Here is a 15,650-nt window from a genome sequence, read left to right on the forward strand (position 1 = left end):
GGGTTGGCGCCAGCCGCCCGTCGCCCGGGGCGATGCCTCGGAAGTCGAGCGTGCCGCCACAGCGGCCAGCGCGAGATGAAGACGCCAATCGTCGCAGCGGGCAGACCGCAGGCGGTGGTGGTGGCGGTGATGACGGGACTGGCGGAGGCCGGACAGGTTTTGGTGATCCGGGTGGCCGCGAGTTCCCCGATTGGGTACCGTTCCGCCGCGACGACATCGCGGAGCTCGGAGAGTGGGATGAGGAGCACTTCAGAGGCACCGGGCATTCGGGCGGCGGGCACCGTCACGATTCAAGGGTCCCTCGCGCTACCAAGTTTCCAGTTGCCGTTGATTCGCTGGCGGACCTGCAAGAGGTCCATGACGCGGTGCTGGCGAACTACGCAATGGTCAGATTGGATGAAGTGCACCAGTCATACGTTTTCCGCGGGCTCGTGAATATTGGCAGCAATCGAGTGATTGCCGACGTAGCAGTTGACCGCTGGGGCACCCCGCGCACTGTCCACCCGGTAAACGGGGATGAAGTTCGTCGCAACGACGCTGACGGACGAGATGGAGGGCTGGTGCCGCTCGACCTGCGCTTCCTGAACGCGTGGGAACCGGACGAGGGGTAGGATGACTCGTATGGACTGTTTCGAAGCCACACGCGTTCTGTATGCCGCAGTCGGCGTCGATGAAGTCCCCGACTATCGCGACAGTCTTCTGGAATTTCTCGCTGCGGTGAACACCGCAGTTCAGAATGAAGTGACCCTTAGCGATAGCGCCGTCGACAGTATTGAGGACCTGGCCCGGCGGATGCTCCGACCCGGTGCACGATCAACGCAGGAGACCCTGGCGGCGATTCGCACCTTGCGCGACCGTCACGCGGTCGCATCATAGGAACCACACAAGGCGCACCGAGAACCTCGTAACCCATTGGGTGCGGGGTTCTTTTATATCTACAGGTCTTCCCCTCCCTCGGTCCGGGGTGAGGGGTTTCGCCCGTCATCGGGCATCTCGTTTGTTCATTCCCCTCGACATGAGGGGTTGTTGTCATGCCCCAAGAATTGCCACTGCACCCGATCACCGGTGTTCGGGCGATTGGTTTCTCCAAGCGTGGTCCTATCTGGCCCGTCATCGGCGCCAGCGGTGACCACGACGGTGGCGCACCGCCGGCCGCCGGCGACCAGGGCGGCGAGCAGCCGCCGGTGGATCGTGGGTTTCCGGAGAACACGCCGATCGCGGAGATGACGGTCGAGCAGCAGCTCGCCTACTTCAAGCATCACGATCGGCGTAAGGCCGAGCAGCTCAAGAAGTTCGGCGGGATCACCCCGGAGGCGGCGAAAGCGGCAGCCGATCGGGTGGCAGAGCTCGAACGTGAGCAGCTCTCGGCCGCGGACAAGGCGATCGCCGACGCGCGTGAGCTGGCCACCGCCGAGGCGACTGCTGCGACGGAGACGAAGATACGCGGAGAGATGGCCGGGCAACTGCTCGAGGCCACGGTCGCCGGTTCGGGGTTGTCGCCGGAGCAGCAGAAGGCGGTGCTGGCGATGACCGATGCGTCGAAGTTCCTCGGTTCGGACGGCACGTTCGACACTGCGGGCCTGCGGGCGCATCTGGCGACCTTCGTGGGCGCGCAGCCCGGGCCCTCCCGGCAGTGGGGTCAGAGCAACAACAACCAGCCGCCGCCCTCAGACGGCGCGGCGCTGGGTTCCCTGTCTGTCAGGGTGAGTTGAGACCAACGCTTGGTAGCAAGTCTTCGTTTTGGCAGGGCGAGATCAGGATGAGTATCGATATCTGTTTCCACTATCACCGGCCCGGATAATGGGGTGATGAGCAGTAGTAGTGAACAGTCCCCGGGCGGGGACGGCGGGCCGCGGCGGCGCCGCAGCTTCACCGCCGAGGACAAGCTGCGCTACCTCGCGGCCTATGAGAAGGCGTGTGAGACCGGCGAGGGCGGCGCCTACCTACGGCGTGAGGGCCTGTATTCGTCGTTGATGAGTGAGTGGCGGCGGCTGCGTGATGCCGGGGTCCTCAGGCGCTGATGATGTTTGCGGTGTCGCGGGCGCCTCGCCGGTCGGGGTTGACTGCCGAGCAGGCCGAGATCGCACGGTTGAAAAAGGAACTGGCCCACTCTAACGCCAAGTTGGAGACCACCCAGACAGCCCTCGATATCATGGGAAGAGCGCACGCGCTCTTGGAGCAGATCTCCAAGAGCGCGGATTCCGAACCCAAACGCGGCAAGCGGTGATGACCGCGTTCGCCGACCTGATCGCCGCCGGCACCACCGGGCGTACCGCTGCCCGGTTGACGGGCCTGTCGCGAGTCACCATGTCCCGCCGCGCCTCCACACCCGTCGCCAGCGATGAGCTCTGTGATGCTGTGGCACAACGGGTTCGCGACCGTGTGGAGCCGGTGAACAGACTCGATGAGGTCGAACGTGCGGCGGTGGTGGCGGTGCCCAACAGTGACCGTTTCGTCGACGCGACACCCACCCAGGTGTATGCCACCCTGCTCGGCGAGGGCCGCTACCTGTGTTCGATCTCCACGATGTATCGCATCTTGGGTGAGAACAAGCAGGTCAAAGAACGCCGCCGGTTGGCCACGCATCGGTCGACGGCGATCCCGGAACTGGTGGCGACCGCGCCGCAGCAGGTCTACACCTGGGACATCACCAAACTGGCCGGCCCGGCACACGGGGTGTACTACGACGCGTACGTGATGATCGACATCTACTCCCACTACATCGTCGGAGTGCACGTCCACGCCCATGAATCCGGTCCGCTGGCGAAGGAAATGATGCAAGAGGTGTTTGCCATCCAAGGCATCCCGCAGGTGGTGCACGCCGATCGCGGGACCTCGATGACCTCGAAGACGGTGCCCGAGTTGCTCGCCGACCTGCACGTCACCAAATCGCATTCCCGACCGCACGTGTCCAATGACAACCCGTACAGCGAAGCCTGGTTCAAGACAATGAAATACGCGCCGGTATTCCCGACCCGATTCGGGTCGCTCCAACACGCGCGAAAGTTCATGGCCGAGTTCGTGGAGTGGTACAACCACGCCCACCACCACAGCGGTATCGGTCTGCACACGCCCGCCGACGTGCACTACGGCCATGCACCGACCGTTGCCGCGCTACGCTCGGACACTCTCGCCCAGGCCCGCCAAACCACGCCCGCACGATTCAGCGGTGCAAACGACCCCGCCCCGAAGATCCTCGAGATGCCCGAAGCAGCATGGATCAACCAACCCGAACAGGAGGACCGAGAACCGACAAATCCGGCAGCCGCTTAACACCCGCTGGTCTCAAACCCCTTGACAAGTTCCGACTCCGGCAACGCACTACCCGAACGGGTACATCCGGTCCGGGACCGTGGTCGGGATCGTCGAGGCGACCGGTAAGGCCGGCCCCTACGATCCGGGCGCATCCAACGGCACCGAGGACGCGGCCGGGATTCTGTTCGCCGATTGCCGGGTGATCCGGTCAAACGGCACCACCGCCACCCATGTCGGTTCCGGGGTGCTGGTGCACGGGTTCGTCGACGCGGCCAAGCTGCCGTTCCCGATCGACGCGGCCGGCGCCGCCGACCTGGTCCAGATCCGGTTCGAGAACCTCGCCAGGGTACTGCGGCGTTCACCGTTCCCATTATTCTCATCAGCGCAGGTCACAGAAGTTCTAAACAGGTACGGCTGTTCGCAGGTGTGCAGTTTTTGCGGTGATTCTCATTCATTTTCAGTGGGTAAACCGTGGGTTTTCGGTGGGTTTTTCAGCCCGCGTCCACCACCGGCGAGAACTCGCTGAGGGCCGCGCGGGCGTCCGGTCCGAGCCTGGCGCGTTCCAGGTAGTGCCGGCGCGTGACGGCCGACCCGGAGTGCCCGAGCTCGCGGCCGCAGTGTCGATGTCTTCCGCGCGGGCGAGCGCGGTTGCCACCGTCTTGCGGAACGCCTTTGGGCTCACCCAGTCGAACGTGGTGTCCGTGGGGTCGCCGGGCCGGTCCTTGCGCGCTTCGCGCAGCTGCCTGCGCACGTTGGCCGGGGTGCGCGGCCCGCCGACGCGTGAGGGGAACACCAGCTCGTCGGCGTCGGTCGGCAGCCCGCGCCCGATCTGCCGGCGCAGCGCCGTCGCGGCGAACCCCGGCAACACCAAACGGCGGTAGCTGTAGTCGGTTTTCGGCGCCGGCTGGCGCTTCCCTTCGACGATAGTGCCGGTGATCTCGACGGTCGGTGGGTCGCCCCCGAGCGCGCAGTCCGGGATACGCAGCGCGAGGATCTCTCCGATGCGCGCGCCGGTTCCCAGCAACAGGTCGACGATCTCGGGTAGATCCATTCCGCGTGCGGGTCCGGCGCGGTTGGATCCGGCCCACGAGGTGACATTGCGGCGCAGATGCGCGACCTCGTCGACGGTCAGCGCCCGCGCCGCCGCGGGCGCGACGGTCCGCGGTGTGGTTTCGCGGACTGGATTATGGTCGACGGCGTCGTGGCGTGCGGCCATACTGAGCATGCCGGTGAGCACGACACGCGCGGTCTTGCCCTGCGAGGTGGATGCGATGGCGCGGATGACCGCGTCGAGCAGGCCGGTGGTGGCTTCCCCGACGCGCACGTCGGCGAGGGCTGGAAGGACGTGCCGGTCGATGGACTGCCGGTACATGGTGATCGTTTGCGGTCTCAGTGTTTCCTTCGGCCTCGCGTGCCGCGATCCATGCGTCGGCGAGGTCGACGATGGTGGTGTCCCGAGTGATACCGCGTCTCGACGCGGGCGTGGCGCGGTCGGTGAGCGCGGCCAGGAGTTTACGTTCGGCGCGGGCGCCGCTGGTGTCGAAGCGCTCGACTACGCGAGTGCGGCCGTCGTAGTCGCGGTAGCTCGCGCGGGCCCGCCACCGCCGGGGTCCGACCTCGGTGCGGGTGATCTTGCCCCAGGTGCCCAGGGGCAGCGGCGGCCGGGCCACGGTCAGTGGTGACGCGAGTAGCGGCGTGCGATACCGAGTCGCCGGCGAACAGCGAACGGGTCACGTCCGGCGCGGCCGACACCACGGCGCTTGTGTGGTTTGCACATGGCGCAACCGCGCCAGGATCGTGATGGATGGTGCTGTGACATGGGAATCTCTCCTGGTGGATGGTTCTACTGGGTCAACGAGCGAGGCCGCTTCCTACTCGGGCAATCGATCAGATGCTCGAACATGCACGGGCGTGATTCAAGCAAGTGTTACATATCTTGAACGTGACGGGCTACCGTTCAAGCTACGTTGCACCCCGCGCGAGTGATTCAAGCAAATTGAGTTAATCTTGAATTATGGACGTGAAGGCGATCGGAGAGTCTCCCATTGGCGAGCTGGTGCCCATCTCGGGGATAGATCCACGAACGATGCAGGAGTGGAAGTACTGGGCCTACTTACCTAACGATCTCCCCGAGATGCCCTCCTTGACGCCACGTGCCATCTCCAAGGCGGCCGCCGCCGGTGCGGCTGTCGCTCGACTGGATGAAGCTGTGGCTCAGTTACTACGACCCGAGATCCTGGTTCGTCCGATCATCCGCAAGGAGGCTGCCAGCACCTCTGCCCTTGAAGGTACCTACGCGTCGTTCGACGATGTGCTAGAAGCGGACTTCCTAGAGGATCGTCAGATGTCTTCCGAGCAACGTGAGATTCGGAACTACGTCGCAGCCACAGAAGCCGCCTGCGCTCAGATCACTGACCGTCGTATCAGTCGCGCGTACCTGGGCGCACTTCAGCACATGATTGTTCGCGGAACGCGCGGTGAAACTGCTGACTCTGGCGATATTCGCCCACACCAGGTCGCTATCGGTGCCGACAACCGGCCAATCGAACAGGCCAGATTCGTTCCATGCCCGCCCGGTGATCAGTTGGTGGCAGGCGTGAGCGCGTGGGAAGACTGGGTCGCCGCAGAAACTGATCTATTGGTCGTCGCAAAAGTAGCAATAGCTCACTACCAGTTTGAGACATTACACCCGTTCGGTGACGGAAATGGGCGCCTGGGTCGGTTGGTGTCGATGCTTCAGCTCATGAAAGCGGGCGAGCTGCGCTGGCCCGTTCTCAACATTGCGCCATGGTTTGAAAGCCGACGCGATCAATACCAAGGGGGGTTGATGGATGTGACCCTTACCGGCGACTTCAGTCCATGGGTTGAGCTATTTGCGCACGCGGTAGCTGTACAAGCCCGCGAGGGTTTGCATAAGATACAGCATCTGATGGCGATTCGTGATCGTATGATTTCCGAGCTGCGCGCCGCCGGGATGCGTGGTTCAGCGATTGAGATTGCTGAGATCCTGATCGGATACCCGGTAATAGATGTACGAACCGCAAGCATTCTAATAGGCAAGACGTTCGAAGCGGCCAATCAAGCGATAGCAAAGCTAGTAAGCCACGGGGTCTTGGTGGAGATAACCGGCAGGAGCCAGAACCGATTGTTTGGGGCCCATGAAATTGCCCGTGCGATCAACTGAAGTAGTGCTCCATAGAGTGGTGTAACTCGGTGACCAGGACCGTAACTGACAGCGTGTAGCTGTCGGGCAGGGAAGCGGTCACCGTGTGATCCTTCGAGTCAACCTTCCACAGAATCCTCGAACGGAGTCATCACGATGACCGCACCCCACATTGTCGACCCTGCTGGCTTGCTTGGCCAAGCCCTGGCTGAGGCCTCGCCCGATCTGATGCGTGAGCTGTTGCAGACGATGATCAATGCCCTGCTGTCCGCCGATGCTGACGCTGTGTGCGGCGCCGAGTGGGGCCGCCGGTCCGAAGAACGCATCAATCACCGGAACGGATACCGGCACCGGCCTCTCGATACCCGTGTGGGCACGATCGACGTCGCCGTGCCGAAGCTGCGCTCTGGCACCTATTTTCCCGAGTGGTTGCTCGAACGCCGCAAGCGCGCCGAGTCGGCGCTGATCACCGTCGTGGCCGACTGCTACCTGGCCGGGGTCTCGACCCGCCGGATGGACAAGCTGGTCAAGACTTTGGGCATCGATTCGTTGTCGAAGTCGCAGGTCTCGCGCATGGCCGAGGATCTCGACGAACAAGTCGCAGCGTTCTGTCATCGCCGACTGGACGAGGCCGGCCCGTTCACGTTCGTCACCGCTGATGCGCTGACGATCAAGGTCCGGGAGAACAAGCAGGTCGTCAAAGCCGTCGTTCTGCTGGCCACCGGAGTCAATGGTGACGGGCACCGTGAAGTGCTTGGCATGCAGGTCGCCACCAGCGAAACCAAGGCGTCGTGGAACACCTTCTTCGCTGACCTGGTCGCCCGCGGCCTGGGTGGGGTCCGCCTGGTGACTTCTGATGCCCATGCCGGGTTGGTCGAGGCGATCGCGGCGAACCTGCCCGGAGCTGCCTGGCAACGCTGCCGCACCCATTACGCGGCGAATCTGATGGCGGTGTGTCCGAAGTCGATGTGGCCAGCGGTCAAAGCGATGCTCCACAGCGTCTATGACCAGCCCACGGCAGGGGCGGTGAACGCCCAGTTCGACCGGCTGCTCGAATACACCGAAGACCGCCTACCCGAAGTGGCCGAACACCTCGGTGACGCCCGCGAAGATCTCCTGGCATTCGCCGCGTTTCCTGATGACGTGTGGTGCCAGATCTGGTCCAACAACCCCACAGAACGACTCAACCGCGAGATCCGGCGCCGCACCGACGTCGTAGGCATCTTCCCGAACCACGATGCCATCGTCCGTCTCATTGGCGCCGTGCTGGCCGAGCAGACCGACGAATGGGCCGAAGGCCGCCGCTACCTCGGCCTCGAAGTGCTCAGCCGCTGTCGGCTGACCGTCACCGACACCGACCACACGCCGGAGGTGAACACCGACCCGCTGATCCAACTACCTGCCTGACCACCTACGAAGGACCACAATCAGCTACACCACTACGCGGGACTTGACCGGCAACTGGCGCCGTTTTTGGCACCCGAAAGCTCGCCCGACAGACACTTCCTGCCCAAGGAGAAGGTTGCTGCCGATTGGCTGCGCGACACCGGCAATCACCGGATCATCTCGGTAGAGCGCGACAACGACATCCGTCGCCCTGATTCAATTCTCCACGACGGTGTGGGATGGATTCCTGCGGAGATCAAGACGCTCGACTCGGCGAGTCAAGCAGCGATGGCGCGGAACCTAGCCTGGGCCTTTCACGGTAATTCCGTGTCGTTAACAAAGAATGGTGCCCTGACCTGGGATGATTGAACTTGCGAAGGTTCCAAACAGACCAGATCGAGGAGCACCATTCAGGTGAGTAAGTCTACGTCGCCGTACCCGTCAGTGTCGGTAGATGGTTCAGGAACCGGTGTCGTGTCGCATGCGGGGGCTGTGGTGTTGCTGCGTACGGCGCACAAAACTGGTCTGACCAGCACACTGTCACAGGCATTGGCGCCGTGGCGTGCGCCGATGGCAACCCATGATCCGGGCAAGATCATCGCTGATCTGGCCGTGGCGGTCGCGATCGGTGGGGACTGCCTGGCCGACATCAACCAGGTCCGCACCGATCCGGGTGTGTTCGGGCCGGTGGCCTCCGATCCGACGGTGTCACGGCTGGTCTCGACGTTGGCCGCCGATGCCACCACAGCTTTGGCGGCGATCAACACCGCACGCGCAGCCGCGCGTGCGACGGCGTGGTCCGCTGCCGGTGAGGGTGCCCCTGATCATGGCCGTGATGCCCGTGCACCGCTGATCATCGATCTCGATGCCACGTTGGTGACCGCCCATTCGGAGAAGCAGCAGGCCACCGCGACGTGGAAGAAAGGATTCGGGTTCCACCCGTTGTGCGCGTTCGTCGACCACCAGGGCGAGGGTACCGGTGAACCCCTGGCAATCGAGCTACGCCCGGGCAACGCTGGTTCCAACACCGCCGCCGACCACATCACCGTCGTCGAACAAGCGTTGACACAGATCCGGGGCACCGGCGGGTATCGGGTGGGTAAAAGCGTGTTGATCCGCACCGATTCCGCTGGTGGCACACACGATTTCCTGGACTACCTGACCCGTCGGCGCCTGTCCTATTCGGTCGGGTTCGGGCTGACCGAGACCATCGCCACCGTCATCGACCGCCTCCAACCTGCGGCGTGGACACCGGCCTATGACAGCGACGGCACCGAACGCGACGGGGCGTGGGTGGCTGAGCTGACCGGCGTGCTCGACCTGTCGGGTTGGCCCGACGGTATACGCGTGATCGTACGCAAAGAACACCCGCATCCAGGGGCGCAACTGCGCTACACCGACTCCGACGGAATGCGGTTGACCGCTTTCGCCACGAACACCACCACAGGTCAGCTCGCCGCACTGGAACTGCGCCACCGTCGTCGTGCCCGCTGCGAGGACCGCATCCGCAACGCGAAAGACTGTGGCCTGACAAACCTTCCATTGCACGGCTTCGACCAGAACCGCATCTGGTGCGCCATAGTCATGCTCGCCTGCGAACTGATCGCCTGGACCCAACTCCTCGGATTCGACGGCACCACCGCACGCCGTTGGGAACCGAAAAAACTACGACTGCACCTGTTCTCCATCGCCGCCAAGACCACCCGACACGCCCGACGCACCCGACTCAAACTCGCCACACACGCACCCGGCATACACCTACTACTGGCCGCACTCACCCGGCTGGACACCCTACCCAACCCCCGCTGACCACCCAACCAACCCGACCAACCAACACCGAAAGGACCACATTTCGGGGCCGTGAACCCCAACGCCCACCGACGCCTCGGCACACTCCTCACGGCCTCGGCCCGAAGTCAGGTCCCCAGACCACCCAATCGGGCCATCGGCAACCGACCGCCACCCCACAAAATTTTGAGGCTAACGCCAAGTTGGAGACCACCCAGACAGCCCTCGATATCATGGGAAGAGCGCACGCGCTCTTGGAGCAGATCTCCAAGAGCGCGGATTCCGAACCCAAACGCGGCAAGCGGTGATGACCGCGTTCGCCGACCTGATCGCCGCCGGCACCACCGGGCGTACCGCTGCCCGGTTGACGGGCCTGTCGCGAGTCACCATGTCCCGCCGCGCCTCCACACCCGTCGCCAGCGATGAGCTCTGTGATGCTGTGGCACAACGGGTTCGCGACCGTGTGGAGCCGGTGAACAGACTCGATGAGGTCGAACGTGCGGCGGTGGTGGCGGTGCCCAACAGTGACCGTTTCGTCGACGCGACACCCACCCAGGTGTATGCCACCCTGCTCGGCGAGGGCCGCTACCTGTGTTCGATCTCCACGATGTATCGCATCTTGGGTGAGAACAAGCAGGTCAAAGAACGCCGCCGGTTGGCCACGCATCGGTCGACGGCGATCCCGGAACTGGTGGCGACCGCGCCGCAGCAGGTCTACACCTGGGACATCACCAAACTGGCCGGCCCGGCACACGGGGTGTACTACGACGCGTACGTGATGATCGACATCTACTCCCACTACATCGTCGGAGTGCACGTCCACGCCCATGAATCCGGTCCGCTGGCGAAGGAAATGATGCAAGAGGTGTTTGCCATCCAAGGCATCCCGCAGGTGGTGCACGCCGATCGCGGGACCTCGATGACCTCGAAGACGGTGCCCGAGTTGCTCGCCGACCTGCACGTCACCAAATCGCATTCCCGACCGCACGTGTCCAATGACAACCCGTACAGCGAAGCCTGGTTCAAGACAATGAAATACGCGCCGGTATTCCCGACCCGATTCGGGTCGCTCCAACACGCGCGAAAGTTCATGGCCGAGTTCGTGGAGTGGTACAACCACGCCCACCACCACAGCGGTATCGGTCTGCACACGCCCGCCGACGTGCACTACGGCCATGCACCGACCGTTGCCGCGCTACGCTCGGACACTCTCGCCCAGGCCCGCCAAACCACGCCCGCACGATTCAGCGGTGCAAACGACCCCGCCCCGAAGATCCTCGAGATGCCCGAAGCAGCATGGATCAACCAACCCGAACAGGAGGACCGAGAACCGACAAATCCGGCAGCCGCTTAACACCCGCTGGTCTCAAACCCCTTGACAAGTTCCGACTCCGGCAACGCACTACCCGAACGGGTACATCCGGTCCGGGACCGTGGTCGGGATCGTCGAGGCGACCGGTAAGGCCGGCCCCTACGATCCGGGCGCATCCAACGGCACCGAGGACGCGGCCGGGATTCTGTTCGCCGATTGCCGGGTGATCCGGTCAAACGGCACCACCGCCACCCATGTCGGTTCCGGGGTGCTGGTGCACGGGTTCGTCGACGCGGCCAAGCTGCCGTTCCCGATCGACGCGGCCGGCGCCGCCGACCTGGTCCAGATCCGGTTCGAGAACCTCGTTTCGGGTTCCTAGGGAGGGTATGAATCATGGCACTGTTTTTCGACGGGCCCGTCCCGCTCGATGCGATCACCACGTTCGCGCAGAATGTTCCGTCGCCGTCGAACACGCAGCTTACGCAGCTGTTTCCGAAGAAGTTCGTCGATACCGACGAGGTTGAATTTCGCGACCCTCGTGCACACCAACCGGACGGTGAAGTTCCGCAATTGGGATGCTCCGCCCGCCGGTCATCCTCGGCCGCGATGCGGGCGCCGACAAGCGGGGTCAAAATCCTCCCGCTCGGTGGTGGGCTGTCGCAGGGCGAGTACGAGCGCCGGCAGATCGAGTTCGCCCGCAATGGTGGCACTCTGGCGTCGGTGCTCGTGGATGCTGTGTACAACGACATTCAGAACCTGACCGCCGCGATCCACAACCGGATCGGACTCGCCTGGGGTGATGCGCTCACCGACGGCATCGTGTCCCTGGCCGAGAACAACGTGTGCCAGGAAGTCGACGCGATCGTCGCTGACACCTACGAGGAAATGCCGACATGAGTGGGTAGCCGGTCGCCGGACCGGATCCAACCAAGTATACCAACGACGAGACGCACGGGGACTGACGCGCTGTCGGAGTCCATCGCGGGGATCACCGCACCGATTCTGATGCCGTGAAGCCGGAAGTGGACCTGTAGCAACAGCGCAAGGCGCGGCCGGATCCTCAGCACGCGCCACGGACCGCACCTACATCGATGTTCATCCAAGCTGACGGTCCATGTCGTTGTCAGTGGGTAAACCGTGAGTCAGCCCCGAGAACGAGAAAGCCCCTCACCTGTGTATGCAGGTGAGGGGCTTTCTCATGCTCCCCCAACTGGACTCGAACCAGTAACCGTTCGATTAACAGTCGAATGCTCTGCCAATTGAGCTATGGGGGATTGTTTTGATCCCGGTGGCTCCGACTCTCGCCGGTGTCACCCGAACCGAGAGATGACTCTAGCCTATGAACACTCTGGACAACAAAACGCCTGCTCAATACCGATTTTGAGGACCCCGCACCGCAGCTGGGGCCCCGCCCCGACCGCTCCGCCGCCGCGGTCGGCAAGGTGCTGCGGCGAGGTTGCGCAAAGCCCTGCGGGATGACGGTGTCGTCCCGCAGGGCTGCGGAGCTCACGCCCGCGTCGACGCGGGAAAGATGGTGGGGAGTGCGGGGCTTGAACCCGCGACCAATCGATTATGAGTCGACGGCTCTGACCAACTGAGCTAACTCCCCAGGCATCGACACATTACCCGACGACCACGCCTCCTACCCCGCACCCCCGCACCATCGGGTCAGCCGCTGCCCTTCCATTGGCCGACGCTCAGGTGTTTGGTGATCGGATGGTCGGGTGCGATGTCGATCAGCTGTCGCGGTACCCATCCGTCGAGGCTGTCGATATGGCCGAAAGCACAACCCCTCGCCTCCACGGCCGTCACGGTGACGCCGGTCTCACCAGCCCCTCGCACGTGATTTCACACGTCGGGACCTGCACAAACATCGCCGACGCCGCACACTGACAGAACCGGCGACGCCCCGGCCCGGGCGCCCGGTTCAGGAGGGAGACACGATGACGGGACCGATCACATACATCTGGGGGAAAGTCCGCCCGACACCCGATCGCTGCACGGGACGGCACACCTACGCCGGCGGCTGCGTGTACAACTCCGACGATCCGCATCGCCCGATGTTCCCGGAGGAGATCCGCCCGGGCATCCGGTCGTCACAGGCGGCCTGATCCGGGTTCCCGCCGGGCCGGACCCTACCGGCGGCACCGGCCCCCACCGGTGCGTAATGCCTTCGATCCGCACCGCTTTCGGCGCGACTCCGGCAAGTCCGGCACACTTCCTGTGAGTTCGGTCAACCGGCTGGAAAAGGCGGAATCGGTAAGCGTAGCCTTCGCGTCATGCACACTTCCCTCACTTCCGCCCGCCGGGCGGGCGCAGCCGTTCTCGCCGCGGGTATCGCCCTCGGCGGGACAATCGCCGTCGAATCGGTCGCCGATGCCGCTCCGCACGCCGCCATCACCGTGTCCAAGACGCGCAACCTCAACCCGAACGGCGAGTGGATCACGGTCAGCGGCAAGAACTTCTCCGGCAAGAACTTCGGCATCTACGTCGGCCTGGCACAGGACAACAAGTACGGTCCCACCAAGCAGGATTCGTTCGGTGAGACCAAGTGGCTGCGCCCGAACGAGATCCGCGGCGGCAAGTTCAGCACCCGTATCAAGGTGAAGGCCGTGTCGGGCAAGATCAACTGTAAGGTCAACCGCTGCTCGATCCGCACCCTGTCCGCCCACGGCGTGCCCGACCGCACTCAGGACACCAAGGCGCCGGTCAGCTTCCGCCCGTTCTGATCCCGCCCGGTCCGCCCCTCGGGCGACGAGCCCGTCGGGTGTCCCCGGAATACCGGCGCGTGTCCCCGGAACACCGGCGCGTGTCCCGGAGATGCCCGGCGGCGGGTCAGTCCTGGTCGAGCAGGCTGCGCCGGTACGACTCGAGGGCCACCAGATCACCGAAGACGGCGTTGTATCCGTCGGGGTCGTCCCCCGGTGACATCCGCCGCAGCCGTGACTTGATGTCGGCGATCTGCGCGCCCACCCATACCTCCTGCAGCCGGGCGAGCACGCTGGTGACATAGCGCGGTACGGCCGATTCCTCGACCGCCATCGACTCCACCGCCAGCTCGGTCACCAACGACGCGACCACCGGGTCATCGATGTGCTGGGTGACCGCGTCGGTCCACCCCACCCCGCTCAGGCCCACCGCACATCCGCCCGCCTGCGCGATCGCCGCCCGGATCAGAGCGTACGACGGGTCGGTGAAGCAGTCCTCGGGCAGTGAATCGAAGATGGTGCCGGCGATTCCCGGGTATTGCAGGGCCGCTTTGAGTCCTTCGCGCTGCGGCCACAGCGCGGGGTCGTCGGCACGCGGGGTGACACCCATCGGCGGGGTGGCCGCCTCCGGCACGGCGGCGCGGCCACGGGTGGGACGCTGGCCCTTGCGTCCGGCTCCCTTGCCGTGAGCCGCGCTTTCCCGGCGCACTCTGCCGAGCACCTGCGCCACGTCTTCCCAGCCCACCCAGCCCGAGAGCTGGCGCGCGTACTCATCGCGCAGGCTCACGTCCTTGATACGTGCCACCACCGGCACCGCGTCGCGCAGCGCGTGGACGCGGCCCTCGGCGGTGTCCAGGTCATGTTCGGACAGCAGCGCCTTGATGGCGAACTCGAACATCGGTACCCGGCGCGCGATCAGATCGCGTACCGCCCCGTCCCCGCCGCGCTGGCGCAGCTCGCACGGGTCCATGCCGTCGGGGGCGATCGCCACGAACGTCTGTCCGGAAATGCTCTGTTCGCCTTCGAAGGCCTTGAGTGCGGCGGCCTTTCCCGCGTCGTCGCCGTCGAAGGTGTAGATCACCTCACCACGGAAGTACGAGTCGTCCATCATCAGTCGGCGGATCAGCGACAGGTGTTCCTCGCCGAATGCGGTGCCGCACGAGGCCACCGCGGTGGTCACTCCGGCCAGGTGCATCGCCATCACGTCGGTGTATCCCTCGACGACCACCACCTGGTGTCCCTTGGCGATGTTCTTCTTGGCGTGATCGAGACCGAACAGCACCTGAGACTTCTTGTACAGCATGGTTTCCGGCGTGTTCATGTATTTGCCGAGGTTGTCGTCGTCGAACAGTTTCCGGGCCCCGAACCCGATCACGTCTCCGCCGAGGTTGCGGATCGGCCAGAGCAGCCGACGACGGAACCTGTCGACGGGGCCCCTGCGCCCTTCGGTGGAGAGCCCGGCCTCTTTGAGCTCCTCGAATGTGAACCCTTGCGAAAGAAGGGCTTTGGTCATCACATCCCAGCCGTCGGGGGCATATCCGCACCCGAAACCGCGGGCCGCGGCGGCGTCGAAGTCACGCTCGGTCAGGTAGTCGCGGGCTTTCTGCGCCGCCGGGCTCTGCAACTGCTCGGCGTAGAACTTCTGCGCCGCGGTGTTGGCGGCCACCAAGCGGGCCCGGGTGCCGCGGCTGACCGCGATCGCGGTGCCGCCCCCCTCGTAGTTGATGCGGTAGCCGATCCGGTCGGCCAGTTGCTCGACGGCCTCGACGAACGAGACGTGTTCCTGCTTCTGCAGAAACGAGAAGACGTCGCCGCCCTCCCCGCAGCCGAAGCAGTGAAAGAGTCCCCGGTTGGGCCGAACGTGAAACGACGGCGACTTCTCGTCGTGGAACGGGCACAGACCCTTCATGGAGTCGGCGCCTGCACGCCGCAGGGCCACGTAGTCGCCGATGATCTCCTCGATGTGTGTCCGCTCGCGGATCGCGGCGATATCACGATCGGGGATTCGTCCTGGCACGCAGCCATTGTAGGACCCGCG

General features: G+C 64.4%; 15 protein-coding genes, 2 tRNA genes and 2 pseudogenes. 14 read left to right on the forward strand and 5 right to left on the reverse strand.

What is annotated here, in order from left to right; translation table 11 throughout:
* Nucleotides 1-50 precede the first annotated feature (50 nt).
* From GII31_RS14025 to GII31_RS22615, 5 genes and pseudogenes are all read left to right on the forward strand, one after another.
* A complete protein-coding gene (locus GII31_RS14025; protein ID WP_213244006.1) occupies nt 51-611 on the forward strand; it encodes a hypothetical protein in 561 nt (186 codons plus the stop codon).
* Nucleotides 612-621: 10 nt separating this feature from the next.
* Nucleotides 622-876: a hypothetical protein gene (locus GII31_RS14030; protein WP_213244008.1), complete on the forward strand. Its 255-nt coding sequence runs from the start codon at nt 622-624 to the stop codon at nt 874-876.
* 155 nt (nt 877-1,031) lie between these two features.
* Entirely contained in the window at nt 1,032-1,712 is a 681-nt protein-coding gene (locus GII31_RS14035; RefSeq protein WP_213244010.1) for a hypothetical protein, read from the forward strand.
* A 96-nt stretch (nt 1,713-1,808) separates the two neighbouring features.
* A pseudogene (locus GII31_RS14040) lies at nt 1,809-3,273 on the forward strand (IS3 family transposase).
* A gap of 64 nt (nt 3,274-3,337) precedes the next feature.
* A complete protein-coding gene (locus GII31_RS22615; protein ID WP_407649982.1) occupies nt 3,338-3,781 on the forward strand; it encodes a head decoration protein in 444 nt (147 codons plus the stop codon).
* Here the strand turns inward: GII31_RS22615 and GII31_RS14045 are convergent.
* The gene (locus tag GII31_RS14045; RefSeq protein WP_213244014.1) at nt 3,713-4,627 is read right to left on the reverse strand and encodes a tyrosine-type recombinase/integrase; all 915 of its coding nucleotides are present in this window, start codon (nt 4,625-4,627) and stop codon (nt 3,713-3,715) included. The genes GII31_RS22615 and GII31_RS14045 overlap by 69 nt on opposite strands.
* 642 nt (nt 4,628-5,269) lie before the next feature.
* Between GII31_RS14045 and GII31_RS14050 the strand changes: the two genes are divergently transcribed.
* The 7 genes and pseudogenes from GII31_RS14050 to GII31_RS14080 all read left to right on the forward strand — a co-directional run bounded on the left by GII31_RS14050 (nt 5,270) and on the right by GII31_RS14080 (nt 11,801).
* Nucleotides 5,270-6,439 (forward strand): Fic family protein, encoded by a 1,170-nt coding sequence (locus GII31_RS14050; RefSeq protein WP_213244016.1) that lies wholly within the window; start codon nt 5,270-5,272, stop codon nt 6,437-6,439.
* A 135-nt stretch (nt 6,440-6,574) separates the two neighbouring features.
* Nucleotides 6,575-7,825 (forward strand): IS256 family transposase, encoded by a 1,251-nt coding sequence (locus GII31_RS14055; protein WP_213244018.1) that lies wholly within the window; start codon nt 6,575-6,577, stop codon nt 7,823-7,825.
* Nucleotides 7,826-7,891: 66 nt separating this feature from the next.
* Nucleotides 7,892-8,173, forward strand: a complete 282-nt coding sequence (locus tag GII31_RS14060) for a hypothetical protein (protein ID WP_213244020.1) — start codon at nt 7,892-7,894, stop codon at nt 8,171-8,173.
* A 45-nt stretch (nt 8,174-8,218) separates the two neighbouring features.
* Complete coding sequence (locus tag GII31_RS14065; protein WP_260839989.1) at nt 8,219-9,613, forward strand: IS1380 family transposase; 1,395 nt, start codon at nt 8,219-8,221, stop codon at nt 9,611-9,613.
* A gap of 262 nt (nt 9,614-9,875) precedes the next feature.
* Nucleotides 9,876-10,946, forward strand: a pseudogene (locus GII31_RS14070) (transposase); the annotation flags it as partial.
* Nucleotides 10,947-11,010: 64 nt separating this feature from the next.
* Nucleotides 11,011-11,283 carry a head decoration protein gene (locus GII31_RS14075; protein ID WP_260840511.1) on the forward strand — a complete coding sequence of 91 codons (273 nt, stop codon included), beginning with the start codon at nt 11,011-11,013 and terminating at the stop codon, nt 11,281-11,283.
* A 14-nt stretch (nt 11,284-11,297) separates the two neighbouring features.
* Nucleotides 11,298-11,801, forward strand: a complete 504-nt coding sequence (locus tag GII31_RS14080) for a hypothetical protein (protein WP_260839996.1) — start codon at nt 11,298-11,300, stop codon at nt 11,799-11,801.
* A gap of 304 nt (nt 11,802-12,105) precedes the next feature.
* Here GII31_RS14080 and GII31_RS14085 read toward each other — a convergent pair.
* The 3 genes from GII31_RS14085 to GII31_RS14095 form a co-directional block, all read right to left on the reverse strand.
* Nucleotides 12,106-12,178, reverse strand: a tRNA-Asn gene (locus GII31_RS14085).
* A gap of 258 nt (nt 12,179-12,436) precedes the next feature.
* Nucleotides 12,437-12,513, reverse strand: a tRNA-Ile gene (locus GII31_RS14090).
* Between the two features lie 59 nt (nt 12,514-12,572).
* Nucleotides 12,573-12,707: a hypothetical protein gene (locus GII31_RS14095; protein ID WP_260839997.1), complete on the reverse strand. Its 135-nt coding sequence runs from the start codon at nt 12,705-12,707 to the stop codon at nt 12,573-12,575.
* A gap of 140 nt (nt 12,708-12,847) precedes the next feature.
* Between GII31_RS14095 and GII31_RS14100 the strand changes: the two genes are divergently transcribed.
* A complete protein-coding gene (locus GII31_RS14100) occupies nt 12,848-13,015 on the forward strand; it encodes a hypothetical protein (protein ID WP_213244030.1) in 168 nt (55 codons plus the stop codon).
* A 168-nt stretch (nt 13,016-13,183) separates the two neighbouring features.
* Nucleotides 13,184-13,633: a hypothetical protein gene (locus GII31_RS14105; RefSeq protein WP_213244032.1), complete on the forward strand. Its 450-nt coding sequence runs from the start codon at nt 13,184-13,186 to the stop codon at nt 13,631-13,633.
* Between the two features lie 106 nt (nt 13,634-13,739).
* Here GII31_RS14105 and dnaG read toward each other — a convergent pair whose 3' ends face one another.
* Nucleotides 13,740-15,629: a DNA primase gene (gene dnaG, locus GII31_RS14110; RefSeq protein WP_213244033.1), complete on the reverse strand. Its 1,890-nt coding sequence runs from the start codon at nt 15,627-15,629 to the stop codon at nt 13,740-13,742.
* Between the last annotated feature and the right edge of the window lie 21 nt (nt 15,630-15,650).

Origin of the sequence: Gordonia pseudamarae (genome assembly GCF_025273675.1) — a bacterium.
GTDB lineage: Bacteria > Actinomycetota > Actinomycetes > Mycobacteriales > Mycobacteriaceae > Gordonia > Gordonia pseudamarae.

What these genes read in the sequence shown, in the direction of transcription:
- GII31_RS14030 (WP_213244008.1), top strand. Translation starts at nt 622, where the DNA reads ATGGACTGTTTCGAAGCCACACGCGTTCTGTATGCCGCAGTCGGCGTC.
- GII31_RS14035 (WP_213244010.1), top strand. Translation starts at nt 1,032, where the DNA reads ATGCCCCAAGAATTGCCACTGCACCCGATCACCGGTGTTCGGGCGATT.
- GII31_RS14045 (WP_213244014.1), bottom strand. Translation starts at nt 4,627, where the DNA reads ATGTACCGGCAGTCCATCGACCGGCACGTCCTTCCAGCCCTCGCCGAC.
- GII31_RS14050 (WP_213244016.1), top strand. Translation starts at nt 5,270, where the DNA reads ATGGACGTGAAGGCGATCGGAGAGTCTCCCATTGGCGAGCTGGTGCCC.
- GII31_RS14055 (WP_213244018.1), top strand. Translation starts at nt 6,575, where the DNA reads ATGACCGCACCCCACATTGTCGACCCTGCTGGCTTGCTTGGCCAAGCC.
- GII31_RS14080 (WP_260839996.1), top strand. Translation starts at nt 11,298, where the DNA reads ATGGCACTGTTTTTCGACGGGCCCGTCCCGCTCGATGCGATCACCACG.
- GII31_RS14100 (WP_213244030.1), top strand. Translation starts at nt 12,848, where the DNA reads ATGACGGGACCGATCACATACATCTGGGGGAAAGTCCGCCCGACACCC.
- GII31_RS14105 (WP_213244032.1), top strand. Translation starts at nt 13,184, where the DNA reads ATGCACACTTCCCTCACTTCCGCCCGCCGGGCGGGCGCAGCCGTTCTC.